The 15,501-nt window shown below is 39.6% G+C and carries 17 protein-coding genes; 5 read left to right on the top strand and 12 right to left on the bottom strand.

The features are described 5' to 3' along the window. Positions 1–16: 16 nt before the first annotated feature. The 3 genes from BGC07_RS10035 to BGC07_RS10025 are packed head-to-tail and all read right to left on the bottom strand — an operon-like array spanning position 17 to position 2,523. The gene (locus BGC07_RS10035) at positions 17–1,486 is read right to left on the bottom strand and encodes an Mbeg1-like protein (RefSeq protein ID WP_069312996.1); all 1,470 of its coding nucleotides are present in this window, start codon (positions 1,484–1,486) and stop codon (positions 17–19) included. A gap of 9 nt (positions 1,487–1,495) precedes the next feature. Beyond that, positions 1,496–2,200, bottom strand: coding sequence for a hypothetical protein (locus tag BGC07_RS10030; protein ID WP_069312995.1), 705 nt, complete (start codon positions 2,198–2,200; stop codon positions 1,496–1,498). A 2-nt stretch (positions 2,201–2,202) separates the two neighbouring features. Continuing rightward, entirely contained in the window at positions 2,203–2,523 is a 321-nt protein-coding gene (locus BGC07_RS10025; protein ID WP_069312994.1) for a hypothetical protein, read from the bottom strand. A gap of 269 nt (positions 2,524–2,792) precedes the next feature. Between BGC07_RS10025 and upp the strand changes: the two genes are divergently transcribed. Continuing rightward, a complete protein-coding gene (upp, locus tag BGC07_RS10020) occupies positions 2,793–3,425 on the top strand; it encodes a uracil phosphoribosyltransferase (protein WP_069312993.1) in 633 nt (210 codons plus the stop codon). 70 nt (positions 3,426–3,495) lie between these two features. Here upp and BGC07_RS10015 read toward each other — a convergent pair whose 3' ends face one another. Then, positions 3,496–3,915 carry a hypothetical protein gene (locus BGC07_RS10015; protein ID WP_235603082.1) on the bottom strand — a complete coding sequence of 140 codons (420 nt, stop codon included), beginning with the start codon at positions 3,913–3,915 and terminating at the stop codon, positions 3,496–3,498. 151 nt (positions 3,916–4,066) lie between these two features. Between BGC07_RS10015 and BGC07_RS10010 the strand changes: the two genes are divergently transcribed. Beyond that, entirely contained in the window at positions 4,067–4,963 is an 897-nt protein-coding gene (locus BGC07_RS10010; RefSeq protein ID WP_069312992.1) for a branched-chain amino acid transaminase, read from the top strand. 12 nt (positions 4,964–4,975) lie between these two features. Here the strand turns inward: BGC07_RS10010 and BGC07_RS10005 are convergent, their stop codons facing one another. Continuing rightward, positions 4,976–5,920, bottom strand: coding sequence for an alpha/beta hydrolase (locus BGC07_RS10005; protein WP_069312991.1), 945 nt, complete (start codon positions 5,918–5,920; stop codon positions 4,976–4,978). Between the two features lie 66 nt (positions 5,921–5,986). Between BGC07_RS10005 and thpR the strand changes: the two genes are divergently transcribed. Next, positions 5,987–6,586: an RNA 2',3'-cyclic phosphodiesterase gene (gene thpR, locus BGC07_RS10000; protein ID WP_069312990.1), complete on the top strand. Its 600-nt coding sequence runs from the start codon at positions 5,987–5,989 to the stop codon at positions 6,584–6,586. Here thpR and BGC07_RS09995 read toward each other — a convergent pair. Genes BGC07_RS09995 through BGC07_RS09990 form a run of 3 tightly spaced genes read right to left on the bottom strand, consistent with a single transcriptional unit; the run spans position 6,578 to position 10,948 of the window. Continuing rightward, positions 6,578–8,995, bottom strand: coding sequence for an efflux RND transporter permease subunit (locus tag BGC07_RS09995; protein WP_268801713.1), 2,418 nt, complete (start codon positions 8,993–8,995; stop codon positions 6,578–6,580). The genes thpR and BGC07_RS09995 overlap by 9 nt on opposite strands. Before the next feature lie 19 nt (positions 8,996–9,014). Next, positions 9,015–9,725, bottom strand: a complete 711-nt coding sequence (locus BGC07_RS23270) for an efflux RND transporter permease subunit (protein WP_077216847.1) — start codon at positions 9,723–9,725, stop codon at positions 9,015–9,017. Further along, a complete protein-coding gene (locus BGC07_RS09990) occupies positions 9,722–10,948 on the bottom strand; it encodes an efflux RND transporter periplasmic adaptor subunit (RefSeq protein ID WP_139121665.1) in 1,227 nt (408 codons plus the stop codon). Before BGC07_RS09990 ends, BGC07_RS23270 begins: the two co-directional genes overlap by 4 nt. Before the next feature lie 184 nt (positions 10,949–11,132). On the opposite strand from BGC07_RS09990, the gene BGC07_RS09985 reads away from it, so the two are divergent. Beyond that, positions 11,133–11,786: an epoxyqueuosine reductase QueH gene (locus BGC07_RS09985; protein WP_069312988.1), complete on the top strand. Its 654-nt coding sequence runs from the start codon at positions 11,133–11,135 to the stop codon at positions 11,784–11,786. Here the strand turns inward: BGC07_RS09985 and BGC07_RS22225 are convergent. The 3 genes from BGC07_RS22225 to BGC07_RS09975 form a co-directional block, all read right to left on the bottom strand. Continuing rightward, positions 11,755–11,910, bottom strand: a complete 156-nt coding sequence (locus tag BGC07_RS22225) for a hypothetical protein (RefSeq protein ID WP_235603081.1) — start codon at positions 11,908–11,910, stop codon at positions 11,755–11,757. The two genes, BGC07_RS09985 and BGC07_RS22225, sit on opposite strands and share 32 nt — an antisense overlap. A gap of 25 nt (positions 11,911–11,935) precedes the next feature. Then, positions 11,936–12,349 (bottom strand): CDP-alcohol phosphatidyltransferase family protein, encoded by a 414-nt coding sequence (locus BGC07_RS09980; protein WP_235603080.1) that lies wholly within the window; start codon positions 12,347–12,349, stop codon positions 11,936–11,938. Between the two features lie 77 nt (positions 12,350–12,426). Next, positions 12,427–13,395 (bottom strand): M29 family metallopeptidase, encoded by a 969-nt coding sequence (locus BGC07_RS09975; RefSeq protein ID WP_069312987.1) that lies wholly within the window; start codon positions 13,393–13,395, stop codon positions 12,427–12,429. Positions 13,396–14,090: 695 nt separating this feature from the next. Here BGC07_RS09975 and BGC07_RS09965 point away from each other — a divergent pair. After that, positions 14,091–14,942, top strand: coding sequence for an FTR1 family iron permease (locus BGC07_RS09965; protein ID WP_069312985.1), 852 nt, complete (start codon positions 14,091–14,093; stop codon positions 14,940–14,942). A gap of 88 nt (positions 14,943–15,030) precedes the next feature. Here BGC07_RS09965 and BGC07_RS09960 read toward each other — a convergent pair whose 3' ends face one another. Beyond that, positions 15,031–15,372 carry a hypothetical protein gene (locus BGC07_RS09960; RefSeq protein WP_069312984.1) on the bottom strand — a complete coding sequence of 114 codons (342 nt, stop codon included), beginning with the start codon at positions 15,370–15,372 and terminating at the stop codon, positions 15,031–15,033. Positions 15,373–15,501 lie beyond the last annotated feature (129 nt).

Here is a 15,501-nt window from a genome sequence, read left to right as displayed (position 1 = left end):
ATCTAAAAACTATTACTTAAAACGATTGATAGTTTTCTTGATTATAAGGGTAAACAGGAACTGCATGCCCTCCTGGCTTTCTGGCATAACCTTGTTCATACGTCACTACATTCTTATCTGTTGCCCGGCCCAGGGTTTGATGCCTTGCTGTCGTATGAATATAAACATTTGGTTTTTTAGCAAAGTTAATCAATGTTCTTACCGTATCATAACCAATAGTAACCTGCGCAAGGTCAGTACTTTTCTGGATAGCTGCAAGCATATTCACCATAGAATGTTCTGTCGTTACCGTATAAACAAGCAACTCTCGCCCATAAAAAGCCTTGAATACTTCTGGAGAGTTAATTTCAACCAAACTTGCTCCGGGTACGATTTTCCTGCCACTAAAGTAATTCTCCCAGTCTTTCACGGTTGGAATTCCTTGTTGTTCTTCTGCATGATAAATAAAATCATTCGCTGCCTTACTCAAATGTTGATACATTATTTTCATTTTTGCCGAATGCACACCACGCTTTAGATAATGCAAGCGCGCAGTAAAATAATGATCTAAAAATTCATGCCGCAACCGGTTTTTACTATCATGCGCAGCAGGCAGCGATGCCATTTTATCAATGTCTAAACTAATCAGGTTTCCCCCAGGAATACCGCAGCAATGCACCATGTCATAACGTGCTGACACATTATAAATATGTGGATAACAATTTGCTATCTCTGTCTGATCCTCCTTTCCTTGCTCATCCGGCCGCATCAAATCCCAGGCAAATATCAGCGCTCGCTGCCCCATTTTCAAAGCATTTTGGCGGCTTTTCAATCCTAATTGATGATCAATAATCTCACATATTTTATCTACTCCAGCTTTCGTAGCCAAACTCACAAAAGCCCCAGGATTAAGCCAAAAAGCAAGATTAACGCTTGCTACAATAACTGAGCTATTCAGTGCTTTTGTATAAGCAGGTGCTCGTCCATTTGGATTAATCTCTTGCATACCCGGTGGGTTAAATGCGACTGTTCGCATCGCAGTCGGAGTATTTAGCTCACCGTTGAATAGCTCGTGATTATCAACAGTCAGCATGGACACCCACTGCGCCAAACCTCCACCTAAAGAATGCCCAGTAATATAAATATCTTTTGGTAAAATATTTTGGTGTTTTGCATAGTTTAATACTTCAGCTAAGAAATTAATCGTATCATGCCCTTGCTCTATTGCCTGACCAGCCGCCAACTCCATATCAATTAACGCATCTGCCACACTGGAAGTACCGCGATAGGCAATTACTAAACGCGTTGGCAAATGTTGGTTTTCTGGATGATAACCATACAATACCGCAAAAAAACCATTTGATTTCACTTTATCAATAGCACCAGGAAAATCTTCCCTTTCCCATACTGCATTGCCACTCGCAGCTCTCAAAGTACTACTTTGGTTGTTATATGCATCATTGGATAATAGCGCCATATCATAAAGTGTTATACTGCTATCTTGCATATTTTACTCCTATTGTATTCCATATTTATTTGCAGCAATCGTGTAATCGAAATACTTCTGTGTGTATTTCACTGGTAAAGGAAACCGGTAAAAGTCGTTTGGTGTAGGTATTGCATTTGTCGTCAACTTGTTATAGTGAGGACCAGAACTTTTTTCAAGCCAAATCTCCACAGGAAAACTCGCTTGTGATGGGAATTTAGAACATGATCCTGCATTAAGCTTAATCTGATTAGTTCCAGACGATATAGTTTTATCAAACCCTACGAAAAACAAGCTAGTAAAACTCTCAGGCCCTATCCGACCATGATAATTATGCATTTGAGTGGTTGCTAGAAAAACTTTCATAGTTCCACGATCATCCAAAATTGGCAAAGTCATTTTAGATCTATTATTGTTTGGCCATAGAATTTTTAGGCTTTTATCCACATAAAGCTCTGCTCTGCAGTTGTAGTCCCACTTGCTCGCATAAGGCCCATACCCTTTACTAAAACTTTTAGATAGCGTCAGCTTAATCGCCTCTAGCCCCTTTGGCAGCTTGATTGCTTTACTTGCATCTAAACCATATTCATGGGCGTATTTATTGCTATAGGCCATGACGGAATAAGGTAGTTTAGTCGCTTTAAACTGAGCTTCGGTTAACGGCTTTGTGTAAGAAACCCTAAATAAGGTTATTAGGGGCAACAATAGCAAGCAAAAATATCTTTTTCTAATCATTTCTATTTTCCTTTTTTTGAAGACCAAAATGCACTAATAACACATAAGCCAACGATCACAACAATTATGAGCAGCACAGGAAGAAAGGCAGGTGCTGCGAATGCACCAATTAAAATAGCGCCAAACATCCCGTCATAACCAATCATATTGAATAGCACGATACCCAAAATAAAAATAACGAGTCCACTAAAAAAGATTGTAAGTATAGAAATAGCTAACCATTCTAATCCGATAGATGATTTTCCTTCTCTATATTCAACAGACTCGCTCGTTGAATTTGCTTGGTCACTCACATTTACATCATCTTGCACACTTTTCGTCATCGTGTTGTCATCCTATTTCTAATTAGAACTATCCCAAAGAAAAAGCACTCCCATAAGGAAATGCCTTGTTTTTTGACTTATGTTGTTTTTTTATCTCAATTTTATAACTTTTATATTTATTAATTCCATATAAGGGATAACACTTTATCAAAAAAGTAGTCAAAGCGCTATAACTCGACAATAAATCTCTTAATCCACGATAAGTCAATTTTACTGATGGGCTATACAGCCGTTATACTCAAAATAAAGTTAAGGAAAGTTAAGTTGCTATGGAATCATTTGCCACACTGATCAACCACCCTGCCCTTGCTCACAAAGTGAGCTTGCTGCGCTGTATAAAAACGGACTCACAACTTTTTCGTAGCCTAACCGCAGAGATTGCTCATATTCTCGCCTATGAAGCCAGTCGGAATTTTGCAATAAAAACAAAAACCATCACCACCCCTTTGCAAAAATGTGAGAGTGAATGCTTAAATCATTCTGCACCGATGATTATTCCCATTTTACGCGCGGGGCTAGGAATGGTCCCGGGAGTTACCAGCTTATTCCCAAAAGCTGTGATTGGTCATATTGGCTTAAAGCGCGATGAAAAGACACTCGAAGCACACTGTTATTATTTTAATCTACCGCCACAGGATCCTGACCAGCAGATCCTCGTCTGTGATCCGATGCTGGCAACCGGCCACTCAGCAGCAGCAGCACTTACACGCATCAAAGAAGTCGGCATTACCAATATCCACTTTCTAAATATCTTATCCGCCCCCGAAGGGATTAATCATTTAGCAAAAGAACACCCTGATATCAAGCTCTATACCGCGGCTTTAGATGAAAGGCTCAACGAAAAAGGCTATATCTGCCCAGGGCTGGGTGATGCCGGTGATCGTTTATTCGGTACAGTATAAAAATAAACAAAAGGCCCATTATCGGGCCTTATCGCTTATTAAAGCTATTTTATGTATGGCCGCTCGTCATTTAATGGCGTGGTTCATCCTCTTCATCAAACTCACCGTCCATCAACCCCATATTTTCTAGATGCTGCTCAAACATACCGACGACAAAAAATGCATTATCAATGCGCTCATCATCTTCAGTCACAGTTTTAACATTATCAAAGCTAAAGCTCTCTTCATCTTCAGGAATTTTGCCACGTTGCTGCTGCTCTAAATAGAGCCAAGTTGCAAAGAGGTAATAGCTCGCTTCCTCTTCAGTTTCTTCTTCTTCCTTCTCAGCGCTGATCACCACTTTATTAGATTTAACAAAATCATAATACAGTGCCTCGACATCGGTTAAGCGCTCAATTAAAAACTCACTTTGCTCGACATCATCATCGTTTTCTATCATTTCGTTGAGATTCGCAAGCTCGGCATGCAAAAATTTCACAAAATCAATCACAGCAGTCCCCTAAAAATTAACAGCCCAACCAAAGGCTTTGTTGCCGAGACCAGTCATCTCGCTCACATTTAAAGATCCTATTATAACAGATGACCCTACCATTAATCGATGCTATCATGCCACCTCAATTAGAATAATGACGAGTAACTTCATGCATTCAACACAGTGGATTTGGCACAACGGCCAGGTCATCGCCTGGGATAAGGCAACCACCCATATCCTCACCCATAGCTTGCACTATGGTTCAGCGATCTTTGAGGGCATTCGCTGCTATGAGACACCCAAAGGTCCGGCACTTTTTCGCTTACAAGAGCACCTGGAGCGTTTTTTATTTTCCTGCCAAGCCTTAAAGATGCCACTGGCCTATGATTTAAATACGCTGGCCGAAGCGACGATTAAAATTGTCAAAACCAATGGCTTAAAATCAGGCTATATCCGTCCTGTAGCCTATTTTGGCTATGGCATGAATGTGACTCCAACCGATATCGATGCAGAATGTGCCATCGCCTGTTGGCCGGGAGCCAGCATTGTGCCGCAAGGCTTACTCGATGTAAAAACCAGCCCAGTCGCTCGTATTCATCCAGATACCACAGTCAGTGAAGCGAAATTTGCCGGACATTATCTAAATAGTAATCTTGCCGCTCTTTGCATCCGTGGCACGCGTTACCATGAAGCCTTAATGCTCGATACCACCGGCCACGTCGCCGAAGGCTGTGGTCAGAATATCTTTATGGTCAAAGATGGCATACTGTATACTCCCCAAACCGGGCATATTCTCGCCGGCATCACTCGCGCCACCTTGCTAGAACTTGCTGAAAGTTTAGGCTTTAAAACCCGCGAGGCTCAATTAACCGTCGAAGACTTTTACAATGCCGATGAAGTCTTTTTCTCAGGGACAGCTGCCGAAGTCGCACCGATACGCTCTCTTGATGATAAAATCATTGCCGATGGCAGCGTAGGCCCCATCACCAAGAAGCTCAAAGAAGAGTACTTAAGTCTTGTTCATGGTCACAATAATCACTTTGCTCATTGCTTGACTCTACTCTAAAGACAAGCCCATTCAGTCTTTACTTAAGCCTAGGCGCTCGTATAAAATTTCACGAGCGCGCTGTCGCAGCGCTTCTCGCTCATAGAGCACATGGTGCTTAGCGTCTTCTATACAATACACTCGTGCTTGAGGAAACTTATGATGCAAAAAGCGTAAATTATAAGACCAAGCCACCGTCGTATCATCCGAGCCTTGAATCACCGTAATACTTTTTTCGCAGGGTGGATATTGGCTGAGGCTTTTCTCATACTCAAAAGCCGCTTCCAACCACTGAATGGGCATCACACAATGGCGCAATGGGTCCGCCAATAAGAAATCGGTAAACTTACGATCTGCACTGTTATCAATCTTACCTAACTTCACCTCACTCAACCAATGCCGTATCAAGTGATAAGTTAACTTGATGCGATACCAGTTAGCGATACGCACTAAAGGAGCAACAAGAATAATATTCATTGCTGCCAGGCGGGGTAGTTCACCTGATAATAACGCTAAAATCAACGCCGCAGCCCCAGTACTGTGAGCAAGTACAGCATCAGGCAATTGTTTTTTCTCACTAAATGCTGTGAGTACAGCACCTAGCACCTCTACATAACAACGAAAGTCATCAATATCCGCATTCGGCCCCGTTGATAAACCGTGTCCTGGCATATCATAAAGGCTCACCTGACAGTTCTTGCTTAATAAATCATTGACTAAATCTGCATGAATCCCCGAATGATCCAAATAACCATGCATAATTAAGACATGCTGAATTGGCTTTTTAGGGGTTAAATGATATACCGCAATGCGATGCCGAGCGACATTGATATAACTCACTTGAACCTGAATATCATCAGCTTCAGTTAAAGCAAAGCGATAATAATCAAAATATTGTTTGAGCTCATCGGTAAATAAGGTTTCTTCAGGCCACAAGGCAAGTTGCTGGCTGATTTTTTCATTGGCTAATGGCTCCATAGGTTCTGCTCTATCTCTTTGCTATACTGGGTGAATTATAGTTAGTTTATGTTATATCTTACTCTTATGATAAAAATAACAACACAACGATTATTTTTTGCTTTAAGCCTACCTGAGAAAAGTGCTGATGTGCTGGCAAATTACACAATCCAGCATAAAGCCCAAATATCAACAACAACCAAAAAAGTCAAATGGATTCCTAAAGAAAATTACCACATTACCCTCGCCTTCCTCGGCGCTGTTAAAACAACACTGATTGGGCCATTAATCGAAGAGGTAAATAATCAGCTGCACCTAAATTCATTAAAACCGCAAACTGTTAGTTTATCTTCACCTTACTTTTTAAAAACAGGCCACTCTCAAACTATTTTCGCCATAAAAGCCGAGCCAATTATTACATTAACTCAACTTGCCAAACTTTGCCAACAATCGGCAAAAATACTAAATATTACCGATTATTCCCACTCACATTTTAAGCCTCATATTACTCTTGCGCGCCTTAAAAATATTAATCATCAAAAAAAAGATAAATTTTTAAAACAGGTAAATAAGTCTAATCAATCAGTTAATGAATATTTTTTAGCAGAGTCGTTTGCTCTTTTTAGTAGCGAGCAAACTGCTAAAGGCAGCATTTATCACTGTCAACAGCGTTTTTTATTAAAATAATGAATAATGCTTTAGCTTACGCTTAATTTTATGTCGCCAACTTGACTCTTCATAGCTTAGCAATAAAGCTGGCAATAAAAATAAAATTAAAAATAGCGACCATGCCAAACCAAAAGTAATAGACACTGCCATCGGAATTAAAAATTTTGCCTGCAATGAGGTTTCAAACAATAAAGGCAATAAACCGGCAATCGTTGTAATCGACGTTAAAAATACCGCACGAAAACGCTGTTTGATCGCCGATGCCAACGCGTCTGATAAGGAATGCGCCTGGCCTTTCATATTTTTATAAAAGCTCACTAAAATAATCGAATCATTGGTCACAATACCTGCCAAACCAAATAAGCCAAATAAAGATAAAATTGTCATATCATAGCCTAATAACCAGTGTCCAAAAATTGCCCCACTTAAACTTAATGGGATAATTGACATCACAAATAATGGCCAGCTATATGATGAAAACATGACTACTAAAATTAAATAAATAAAAATCAACGCAAGACCCGCCCCAAAGAGCATATCGTTTAATGTTTCTTTTTGCTCTTGTGAGCGACCAGCAAAAGAAACTTGAATATTATCCTGGCTTGCTATCTTTTTCAAAACGCCTACTTTTAACTCTGCTAATACTTTATTGGCATTAGCAAGCTCAGCATTAACCTCTGCGGTTACGTGCACACTGATTTCCCCAGCACTGTGACGCAGTTCCTCAAAACCGGCGACACTTTTAATCGTCACTAAATCCTCTAAAGGTAACATCGTGCCAATACTCGACTTTGTCTTAATAGGGAGATATTTTAAACTAGCTAAATTATAACGTTCTGCATTTGGTAGGCGGATATTTACCTCAATTTCATCACGCCCTTGCGATAGTAGTTGTACCTGATAACCTGAATATGCATGCTGCACCTGCCTAGCGATATCATTGATTGTTAAACCAACGGTTTTAGCGGCTGGTTTTAATTCAAACAACCATTGCTCCTGACCAAAAGGTAAATCATCGGTAATATTCATTACGCCTGCAAACTTTGCAAGCTCACTCTGTACTTTTAAAGCAGCATTTTTAAGTTCAATCGGTGTAGCACCTGACAAACGAATATCAATATCCCGCCCAGGCGGCCCTCCTTTGACAACGGTAATCTCAAAAGACTCTACTTGAGGTGGTAATTGAATATGGTTTTTCCAAATAGCAATTAATTGGCGATTTGATACTTTCCTATTATCTGCAGGCGTCAACTCAACATTGAGGTGACCATAGACATCACCACGCTTTTCACTTTCATCTCCCTGAGTGTCTGCTGTTTTTCCTAAAACTAAATTTGTTAATACCAAAAATCCTTGATTATTTCTAGCTTGATAGTCATGATTAATTTGTTCTAATTGCTGCTCAGAATAACGTAAGAGCTGTTTAACCTTTTTTTGTGGCGTCCCTGCAACAAAGCCGACATTAAGCTTTAAGACATTACCATCGGGAGTTGGGAAAAAAGTAAAAGGCACACGGCCGCTCGCTAACAATGCGATGCTAATTGCAAAAGCAGCAACCCCAATCACAATAATTAATTGGCGATTTTTTAAACTAAAGTCGACAAAGTGACTCAATGGCCCATCGATAAATTTTTGATAGCGCCAATCAAAACGCTGACGCCACGGCACCGCTTTATCCTTGTGCATATTCCCTAAGCTAACTTTCAAATGCGCAGGTAAAACTAAAAAGCATTCTAATAATGAAGCGATAATCACACAGATGACAACCGTTGGAATAATTTGCAAAATCTGACCAATTAAGCCACCGATCAGCATTAACGGCAAGAAAGCTGCAATCGTTGTTAATGATGAAGCAAGCACCGGTTTAGACATTCGTATTGCACCGGCAACAGCCGCTTCGACAGGATTTCTGCCTTGCTGATAATGCACCAAGGTATCTTCACCAACCACGATGGTATCATCAACGATGATCCCCAAGCTCATAATCAAGGCAAACATCGTCACCATATCGATACTGCCGCCAATAAGATAGAGCACCCCCAAAGTTGCCATAAACGAAATCGGAATGCCAAAGGCGATCCAAAAAGCTACTCGTCGATTTAAAAATATAAATAAAATAATTAAAATAAAGGCCAAACCGGCAACACCATTATTAATCAACAAGGATAAACGCTGATCAATCATCTTCCATTGTTCATCATAAATCGTTAATTTAATACTTTCGCCAAGTTTAGGCTGCAAATCACTACGCCACTTTTCTAAAATTTTTGCAGCCTGTAAGGCATTGCCCTGCTCATTACGTTGCACGTAAAGCTCAACAGCAGGCTTGCCTTGATAAAATAATAACACCTCTTGTTCTTGTGACTGCAAAGCAACTTGGGCAATTTCTCCAAGTGTTATTCGCCCGCCTTGCTCATTGGCTTTAATTGGAATCTCTAGAAAATCTTCAGTTTTTTTTAGCCTGACGAGTTACCCGTAACTCACGACTGACCTCATTTAAACCAGCACTACCAGATGCGGCACGGGCATTTTCTTCTGCAATAATTTTTCCGACTTCTTCATGAGTCATCTGTAATTTAGTTAAGTTACGACTGGATATCGTAATTGCTACTTCTTGGTCTGGCACGCCGACTAAACTAATTTTATCTATGCCGCGTGCTAACAATTGATTTTCAAATTGATGCGCTAATTTCCTTAATGCTGCAAGGTTATCAGGCCCTGTAATTAATAAGCGTGCCACCGGCTCAAAGTGCTCTATGCGTTTAACCTTAGCGGCCTCTGCTTGTTGAGGTAAGCCTTGCACTTGAGCGACTTGGTTTTTTACCTGTTCAACCGCCCGCCCCATGTCAGTGCCTTCTTTAAACTCTAAAATAACAACACCAACACCTTTGTAAGCCACACTATTCATTTTTTTGATTGAAGAAACACTACGCAGTTCTCGCTCAAGTGGCACAATCACCGACTCTTCAATATCCGTCGCATTGGCTTTGGCCCAAGGCACTGTCACTGAAACATAATTCATCTCAAAATGGGGTAAGAACTGGGCATTTAATTTCCAAATACCCCATAAACCACTGCCAAGCATCATCAGCATTAACACATTACCAAGAACTCGATGTTTGACAAATAATTCGAGAAAACCCCGCCCAGCGCTCATAAGATCATCTTCACTTTTAAGCCTTGCCGAGCATTAGGCAGGTGTTGAGTTAAAATATGACTATCATCACTAATACCTGCCGCATTCACTAATAAATAACGCTGCCCTTGATTGCTCTTCCACTGGCCAAGACGCTCTACTTTAGTTAAAACTAAGCGATTATTCTTATCAACCAAATAAATATTATCTTGGCGATAAACCGCCGCTGCAGGCACCGCAATAGCAAGCACTTTCGGCAAAATCACCTCAAGATGCACATGCTCGTTTTGAATTAAATTCGTGGTATCCCTTTTGCTAGCAAAATAAACACGCTGCCCCACTTCACCGCTATGAATTTGCGCACTTATCCGCTCTAAATTAAATTCACTATGAAGTGATTTTTTCACTGTTGCGACTATTTTTTCTTTTTTAGCCAAGGCCGCTTGGAACAATGCATCATAGCGTTCTGGAAGTTTTGCAACGATTTCCATACGCTCTTTATCATATAAGCTCAAAAGTTTTGCTCCTGCGCTGACCCTCTCACCGGTTGCCACCCAGCGCTCACTAACAATAGCATTAAAAGGCGCGCGCACCTCAAGGCGCTGTAAATCATCCGCCAACTCAGCTTGCTTTGCTTTTGCTGCATTTAAACGCTCTGTCAGTGCCTGCAAGCGAAACTTATAATTTTTGACTTTAAACTCTAATTTACCGACCTTGATTTTCTGACTGACTACTTTTTCCTGGCTACGATCTAAACCCGCTTGAGACGAAGCACGCTGCTTGAGTAGACGCTTCTCTCTGGAGTACTCTTTTTCTTTTAAAACAAGCAATGCCTTCTCGGCGCGAAACTCTTGAGACTCATGATGGGCGCGCAATTCTTCAGTCAATATTTCAGCTTCTAAACGCTTAACTTCTGCGTTTTGCGCAACAAGTTGATATTTGATTTGAGCACTATCAAACTCTAATAATAACTGCCCTTTTGTCACAGTTTGGCCCGCTTTAACAAGAACGCGTTGTACAAAGGCAGCTACAGGAATAGACAACTGACTTTCTTCAACAGATCGGACAATGCCTAATAGCTCTAGATAAGGCGCATATTCTTGCCGACTTACCGTCATGGCTGTGACTGTGATAATATTTTCATGGTTCTCTAGGGTTTTCGGTGTTTTTTTGCTCATCAATAGCGCGACAACAACAATAATCGCCGCAATGCCCACCCATAGCGCTGCTTTATGCGTTCGCAAACAAGCCTTTATCACTCTGATCACAAAATTAGTAACTCCCTGTTATCTTTTAAAATTCCTTTTATATTAATTATGTATATTAACTATAGTGTGCCTTTATCAATTCCTCACCTCAATACAACTTGCATAAATTAGGCACAATCAAGATAATAGGGCCGAAATCAGCAAAACTTGAGAGTCCATCATGGCGCAACGCGAACATTTACAACTTCCAGACGGTGCAGATAAATTACTACTACACTCGTGCTGTGCACCCTGCTCAGGCGAACTAATGGAGGCTTTTTTAGAGTCAAATATTGACTACACGATCTTCTTTTATAACCCAAACATTCACCCTAAACGTGAATATGAAATTCGCAAAGAAGAGAACAAGCGTTTCGCTGACAAGCATGGCATTCCATTCATCGATGCCGACTATGATGTTGATAATTGGTTTAAGCGTGCTAAAGGGCTAGAACATGAACCAGAGCGCGGCATTCGTTGCACCATGTGCTTTGATATGCGCTTTGAACGTACAGCACTCTATGCTCATGAGCATGACTTTAAAGTGATCACGAGCTCCCTTGGCATCTCACGCTGGAAAAATATGACTCAGATTAATGATTGTGGTGTCCGTGCCGCGGCTAAATACCCTAAAATGACTTACTGGCAATACAACTGGCGCAAAGGTGGCGGTTCCAAACGCATGATCGATATCTCCAAGCGCGAAGAATTCTATCAACAAGAATACTGCGGCTGTGCTTACTCATTACGCGACACTAATAATTGGCGCCGTGATAATCAGCGCGAGCCGATTAAAATCGGTGTTAAGTATTACTCAAACGATGAAAATACATAAACTGGCCAATACGAATCATCGCCGTTAATAGCACTAAGACACTATAAGCAATCGCCAGGCCTGTAAACCCTGCAGGCCACACGATCATCACAATAAAAAAGACAAAGGCCTCAAAACGTTCCATTAACCCCGGACTGTAATGAAAACTTTTATAATCCGATTTTTTTAGAAAAAATAGCGACGACTAAAAAAGAAGTAATACATAAATAACTCGCCCCAAGCATTAAAAAAGCCTCTAGTGCACGTTCAGCCGGTGCCACCATCAATAACCCGAACATCACAGCAAATTCAACGGCTCGATCACAGAAAATATCTAATACGCATCCTTGATCCGAACTGCTATCAAAATGACGCGCAACCACACCATCTAAACTATCTAAATAACCTGAAAGTAATAATAAGACAACCGCCCAAACAGGCTGGCCGACAGCAATACAAACAGCAGCAATAAGGCCAGTGATCAAGCTAAGGATGGTAATACTATTGGCTGAAAGTCGGCAAAAACGTGCGACTGGAAAAACGAAAAGCCTTTGGTAAACTGCGCTAAAATTGCTATCTATCACTATCTATTGTTCCTCTCTTTTTAAGTCACGTCTTCATATTAGAAACTTCTCGCAAAAAGAACAACTACTAATACAGGCTAGACTAGATAGGACTTCCCACCAAAAACTTGAGTCTTATCAAAATTAATACTCCCCGAAGAAAAGATTAAGTCCAAATGGTGACTCCCCATTGCGCCACCACCCAAACCAAGATGTAGGCCACAATGCCGTTCTTCAAACCCTGCGTTACGCCCATGTAGCTGAATTACCCCTTCGTTAGTACCAATGCCAAGCTCTTCTATTCGCCGATTTGAAGAATTCATTGATAAATATTTATTAAAATCTCTTTTTAAGTCAGAATTCTCTGAACCTACAAATTTAATTTCACTATCTTCAATATGTAATTCAAGTGGTTGCTCTATCACACCGTATTTAATCGCAAATGGAATTGTACTTAAAAACGCACCGCTAAAATACACTTTACCATTGATTTCATCAGAGTGGGTTGCAATTTCGCCGGGTACAATGTCCAAATTACCGATACCATTTATGTTTGTCCATTTTTGCTCTGCGGCAGATAATTTAGCAGTTAAGTGCGAGCCATTGTTATCTGTAAATTTTAATTGAGTTGAGGCATGAGCAATCTGAATCAATTTATTATTAATGTTGGCAATACGCTCAGGGTCTATCATAAATGCCTCATTAAAAAATTGGCCATAATCTTTAAATAAAACTGACTTCTTCCAATTTTTTTTAATCACAGGATTAATCGCATAAATATACTCAGGTCCGTGAGGCGTAGGATTTTTTAAAGTAGATGAGTCATAAAACAGTAAAAATAAATCACACTCTTCATCTATCGCGTGCATTAGCCGTTCTTTTTTTTCTTTCTCTAAATTATAAGGAGTAAATTTATAGTTTAGCCCTGCCAAAGTGTTAAATGCCACCATCTCACTTATTAATCCTGAATACTTCTCACTAAAGCCAATGACTATATTAGCTTCATCAATATTTTTAATTGCCGGGTGAAATTTTAAATAAAAAAGGAAATTGCGAATAGCGTTCATAAATACCACACAAGATAAAATAAGAAATCAAAAAAAGACACAGGAAAGAGAACTCTTCCCTATATCAAAAGCACTTAAGTTAATTTACTTTAACTTTAAGGCCAAAGCGCAGTACCAAAAGGGACGACTGCATCTTCTTCCATCATTTCAACAGCTTCTTGATGCGTTTCAAGATCAAACCAATTTTCAAGAGCAACTTCTTTATTTTCCATGATATCCTCCATTAGGTTTTGTTTTAAACTAAGGCCGATAAAACCCGCTAAAATATTCAATATTTTGATCAATTAAAATCATAACGCTTAAAAACGATACCGTGCTTATTAAAGTAAACAGTTATATTCTCGCCTCATTACGATATTTTTTTGGTTCAAAATCCATCTTGCAAAAAGGCGATCACACCTTTTAACCAAGATGAATAAAGTTTGTTTAACGGCCATCTATAGGATTATCACAAAATAAAAATACTTTCAACATAAGCAGCCATAAACAAAAACAGGAGAGTATTATGAATAAATAAAAAATAAAGCATTTAAAATACATTAAATAAAAGTTTAAATATTTTTATATACTGCTGCCAGCTTTTTAAAAATGACAAATCACCAACCTTACATTTGAAGTAACCAGTAATATGGCTATAATTAATAATGATTATCATTATCTAAAACTGATTATTCTAAAAATAAGGAGATTTTATTATGCTTGCCTCACTGATCATCGTTTTCCGTGAAGTTATGGAAATGGCAATTATTATCAGCGTATTACTTGCAGCCACTCAAAATATCCCTGGTCGCAAACGTTGGATTAATATTGGTATTATTTCAGGGATTGGCGGTGCATTTATACTCGCCTTACTCATGATCTTATTTTCAAGCATTTTCAAAGGCGCGAGCAAACAAGTTTTAAATGCCATTATTTTATTTGCTGCGACAGGCTTAATTGCTTATACCGTGATCTGGATGAAGCAACACAGCCAAGAGTTTGCAAGCCGCTTAAAAAGCACAGGCCAAGCGATTATTAGCGGCCAAGCCTCCTTATCGATGCTTTCAATTATCGTTGGTCTTGCTATTTTGCGCGAAGGGTCAGAAATTATACTGTTCTTATACAGTATCTTTATCTCCAACCAAACCTCAATCATAGCTCTTACCTCAGGCGCTTTAATCGGATTAGCTTTAGGCTTAGCACTCAGTGTATTAATGTATCAGGGTTTTATTCGCCTGCCTTTAAAACAATTATTTACAGTAACCAGTATATTACTCGCCTTTATTGCCGCAGGCCTCGCTTCAAAAGCAACGGGAAAATTAATCAGCATTGACGCATTACCCGCAATTATTCCACACATTTGGGATACTTCAGCTCTACTCTCAGATCACAGTTTAGTCGGCAAATTTTTTGCAATCATGTTTGGTTATAATGATCAACCCAGTGCGATGCAATTGATTATCTATTTAGCAGTTCTAGCTATTATTTTCCTAACACCAGCTTATTTAAAAAATAAAAACGACAAACAAGATGATAATAATCAATCAATAGAAAATCAACCCAGATAAAAATAAATTTAAAAGCTCCTTTTGGAGCTTTATCAACTCAATACTAACAATTACAGTATCATTTTTAGAAAAATTCCCACACGCTCTGCTAGAAAGTGTACCGAACATTCATCAAAAAACCATTAAGGGATAAGTTCACTAAGTGTTCATTTGTACTAGCCTCACCCCCTTCCTCTTCTGACTCCACAGACAATAAGCCCTCCAAGGTGACTTTTAACGAAAGATGTGATGTTAAGTGAAGCGTAACACCTGGCGTTAGAGCTGAAGGCAATTTTGCAAGTATTTCCTCAGTCAAGGCGCTGCTTTTCCAGTTTGCATCGCCTCCTACCGAGTAGATTGATGTGTCTTTGCTCCTAACATTTTCAGCAGCAGTCGTTTGGAATATTTGCAAAAAACAAAGCAGAACAGTCGTAACCGTGATTTTTCTCATAATCATCTCTTAATCAAACCCACTAAACTTTACCTAACTTTAAGAATTCAAACAAGAAAATATTGAAAGGCGACTACAACTAATTCATGTAACTTTTAAACACACCTTTTCCTTTTTTATTAAAAAATA

Origin of the sequence: Piscirickettsia litoralis, from assembly GCF_001720395.1 — a bacterium.
Classification (GTDB): domain Bacteria; phylum Pseudomonadota; class Gammaproteobacteria; order Piscirickettsiales; family Piscirickettsiaceae; genus Piscirickettsia; species Piscirickettsia litoralis.
Note: the sequence above shows the minus strand (reverse complement) of the source record. Positions and strands in the feature narration are given on the sequence as shown.

Coding starts and splice junctions, on each gene's coding strand:
- BGC07_RS23270 (WP_077216847.1), bottom strand. CDS start 9,725: ATGAGCGCTGGGCGGGGTTTTCTCGAATTATTTGTCAAACATCGAGTT.
- BGC07_RS10035 (WP_069312996.1), bottom strand. CDS start 1,486: ATGCAAGATAGCAGTATAACACTTTATGATATGGCGCTATTATCCAAT.
- BGC07_RS22225 (WP_235603081.1), bottom strand. CDS start 11,910: ATGGAACGTTTTGAGGCCTTTGTCTTTTTTATTGTGATGATCGTGTGG.
- BGC07_RS10025 (WP_069312994.1), bottom strand. CDS start 2,523: ATGACGAAAAGTGTGCAAGATGATGTAAATGTGAGTGACCAAGCAAAT.
- BGC07_RS09965 (WP_069312985.1), top strand. CDS start 14,091: ATGCTTGCCTCACTGATCATCGTTTTCCGTGAAGTTATGGAAATGGCA.
- BGC07_RS10010 (WP_069312992.1), top strand. CDS start 4,067: ATGCATTCAACACAGTGGATTTGGCACAACGGCCAGGTCATCGCCTGG.
- BGC07_RS09985 (WP_069312988.1), top strand. CDS start 11,133: ATGGCGCAACGCGAACATTTACAACTTCCAGACGGTGCAGATAAATTA.
- upp (WP_069312993.1), top strand. CDS start 2,793: ATGGAATCATTTGCCACACTGATCAACCACCCTGCCCTTGCTCACAAA.
- thpR (WP_069312990.1), top strand. CDS start 5,987: ATGATAAAAATAACAACACAACGATTATTTTTTGCTTTAAGCCTACCT.
- BGC07_RS10005 (WP_069312991.1), bottom strand. CDS start 5,920: ATGGAGCCATTAGCCAATGAAAAAATCAGCCAGCAACTTGCCTTGTGG.
- BGC07_RS09960 (WP_069312984.1), bottom strand. CDS start 15,372: ATGAGAAAAATCACGGTTACGACTGTTCTGCTTTGTTTTTTGCAAATA.
- BGC07_RS10030 (WP_069312995.1), bottom strand. CDS start 2,200: ATGATTAGAAAAAGATATTTTTGCTTGCTATTGTTGCCCCTAATAACC.
- BGC07_RS09975 (WP_069312987.1), bottom strand. CDS start 13,395: ATGAACGCTATTCGCAATTTCCTTTTTTATTTAAAATTTCACCCGGCA.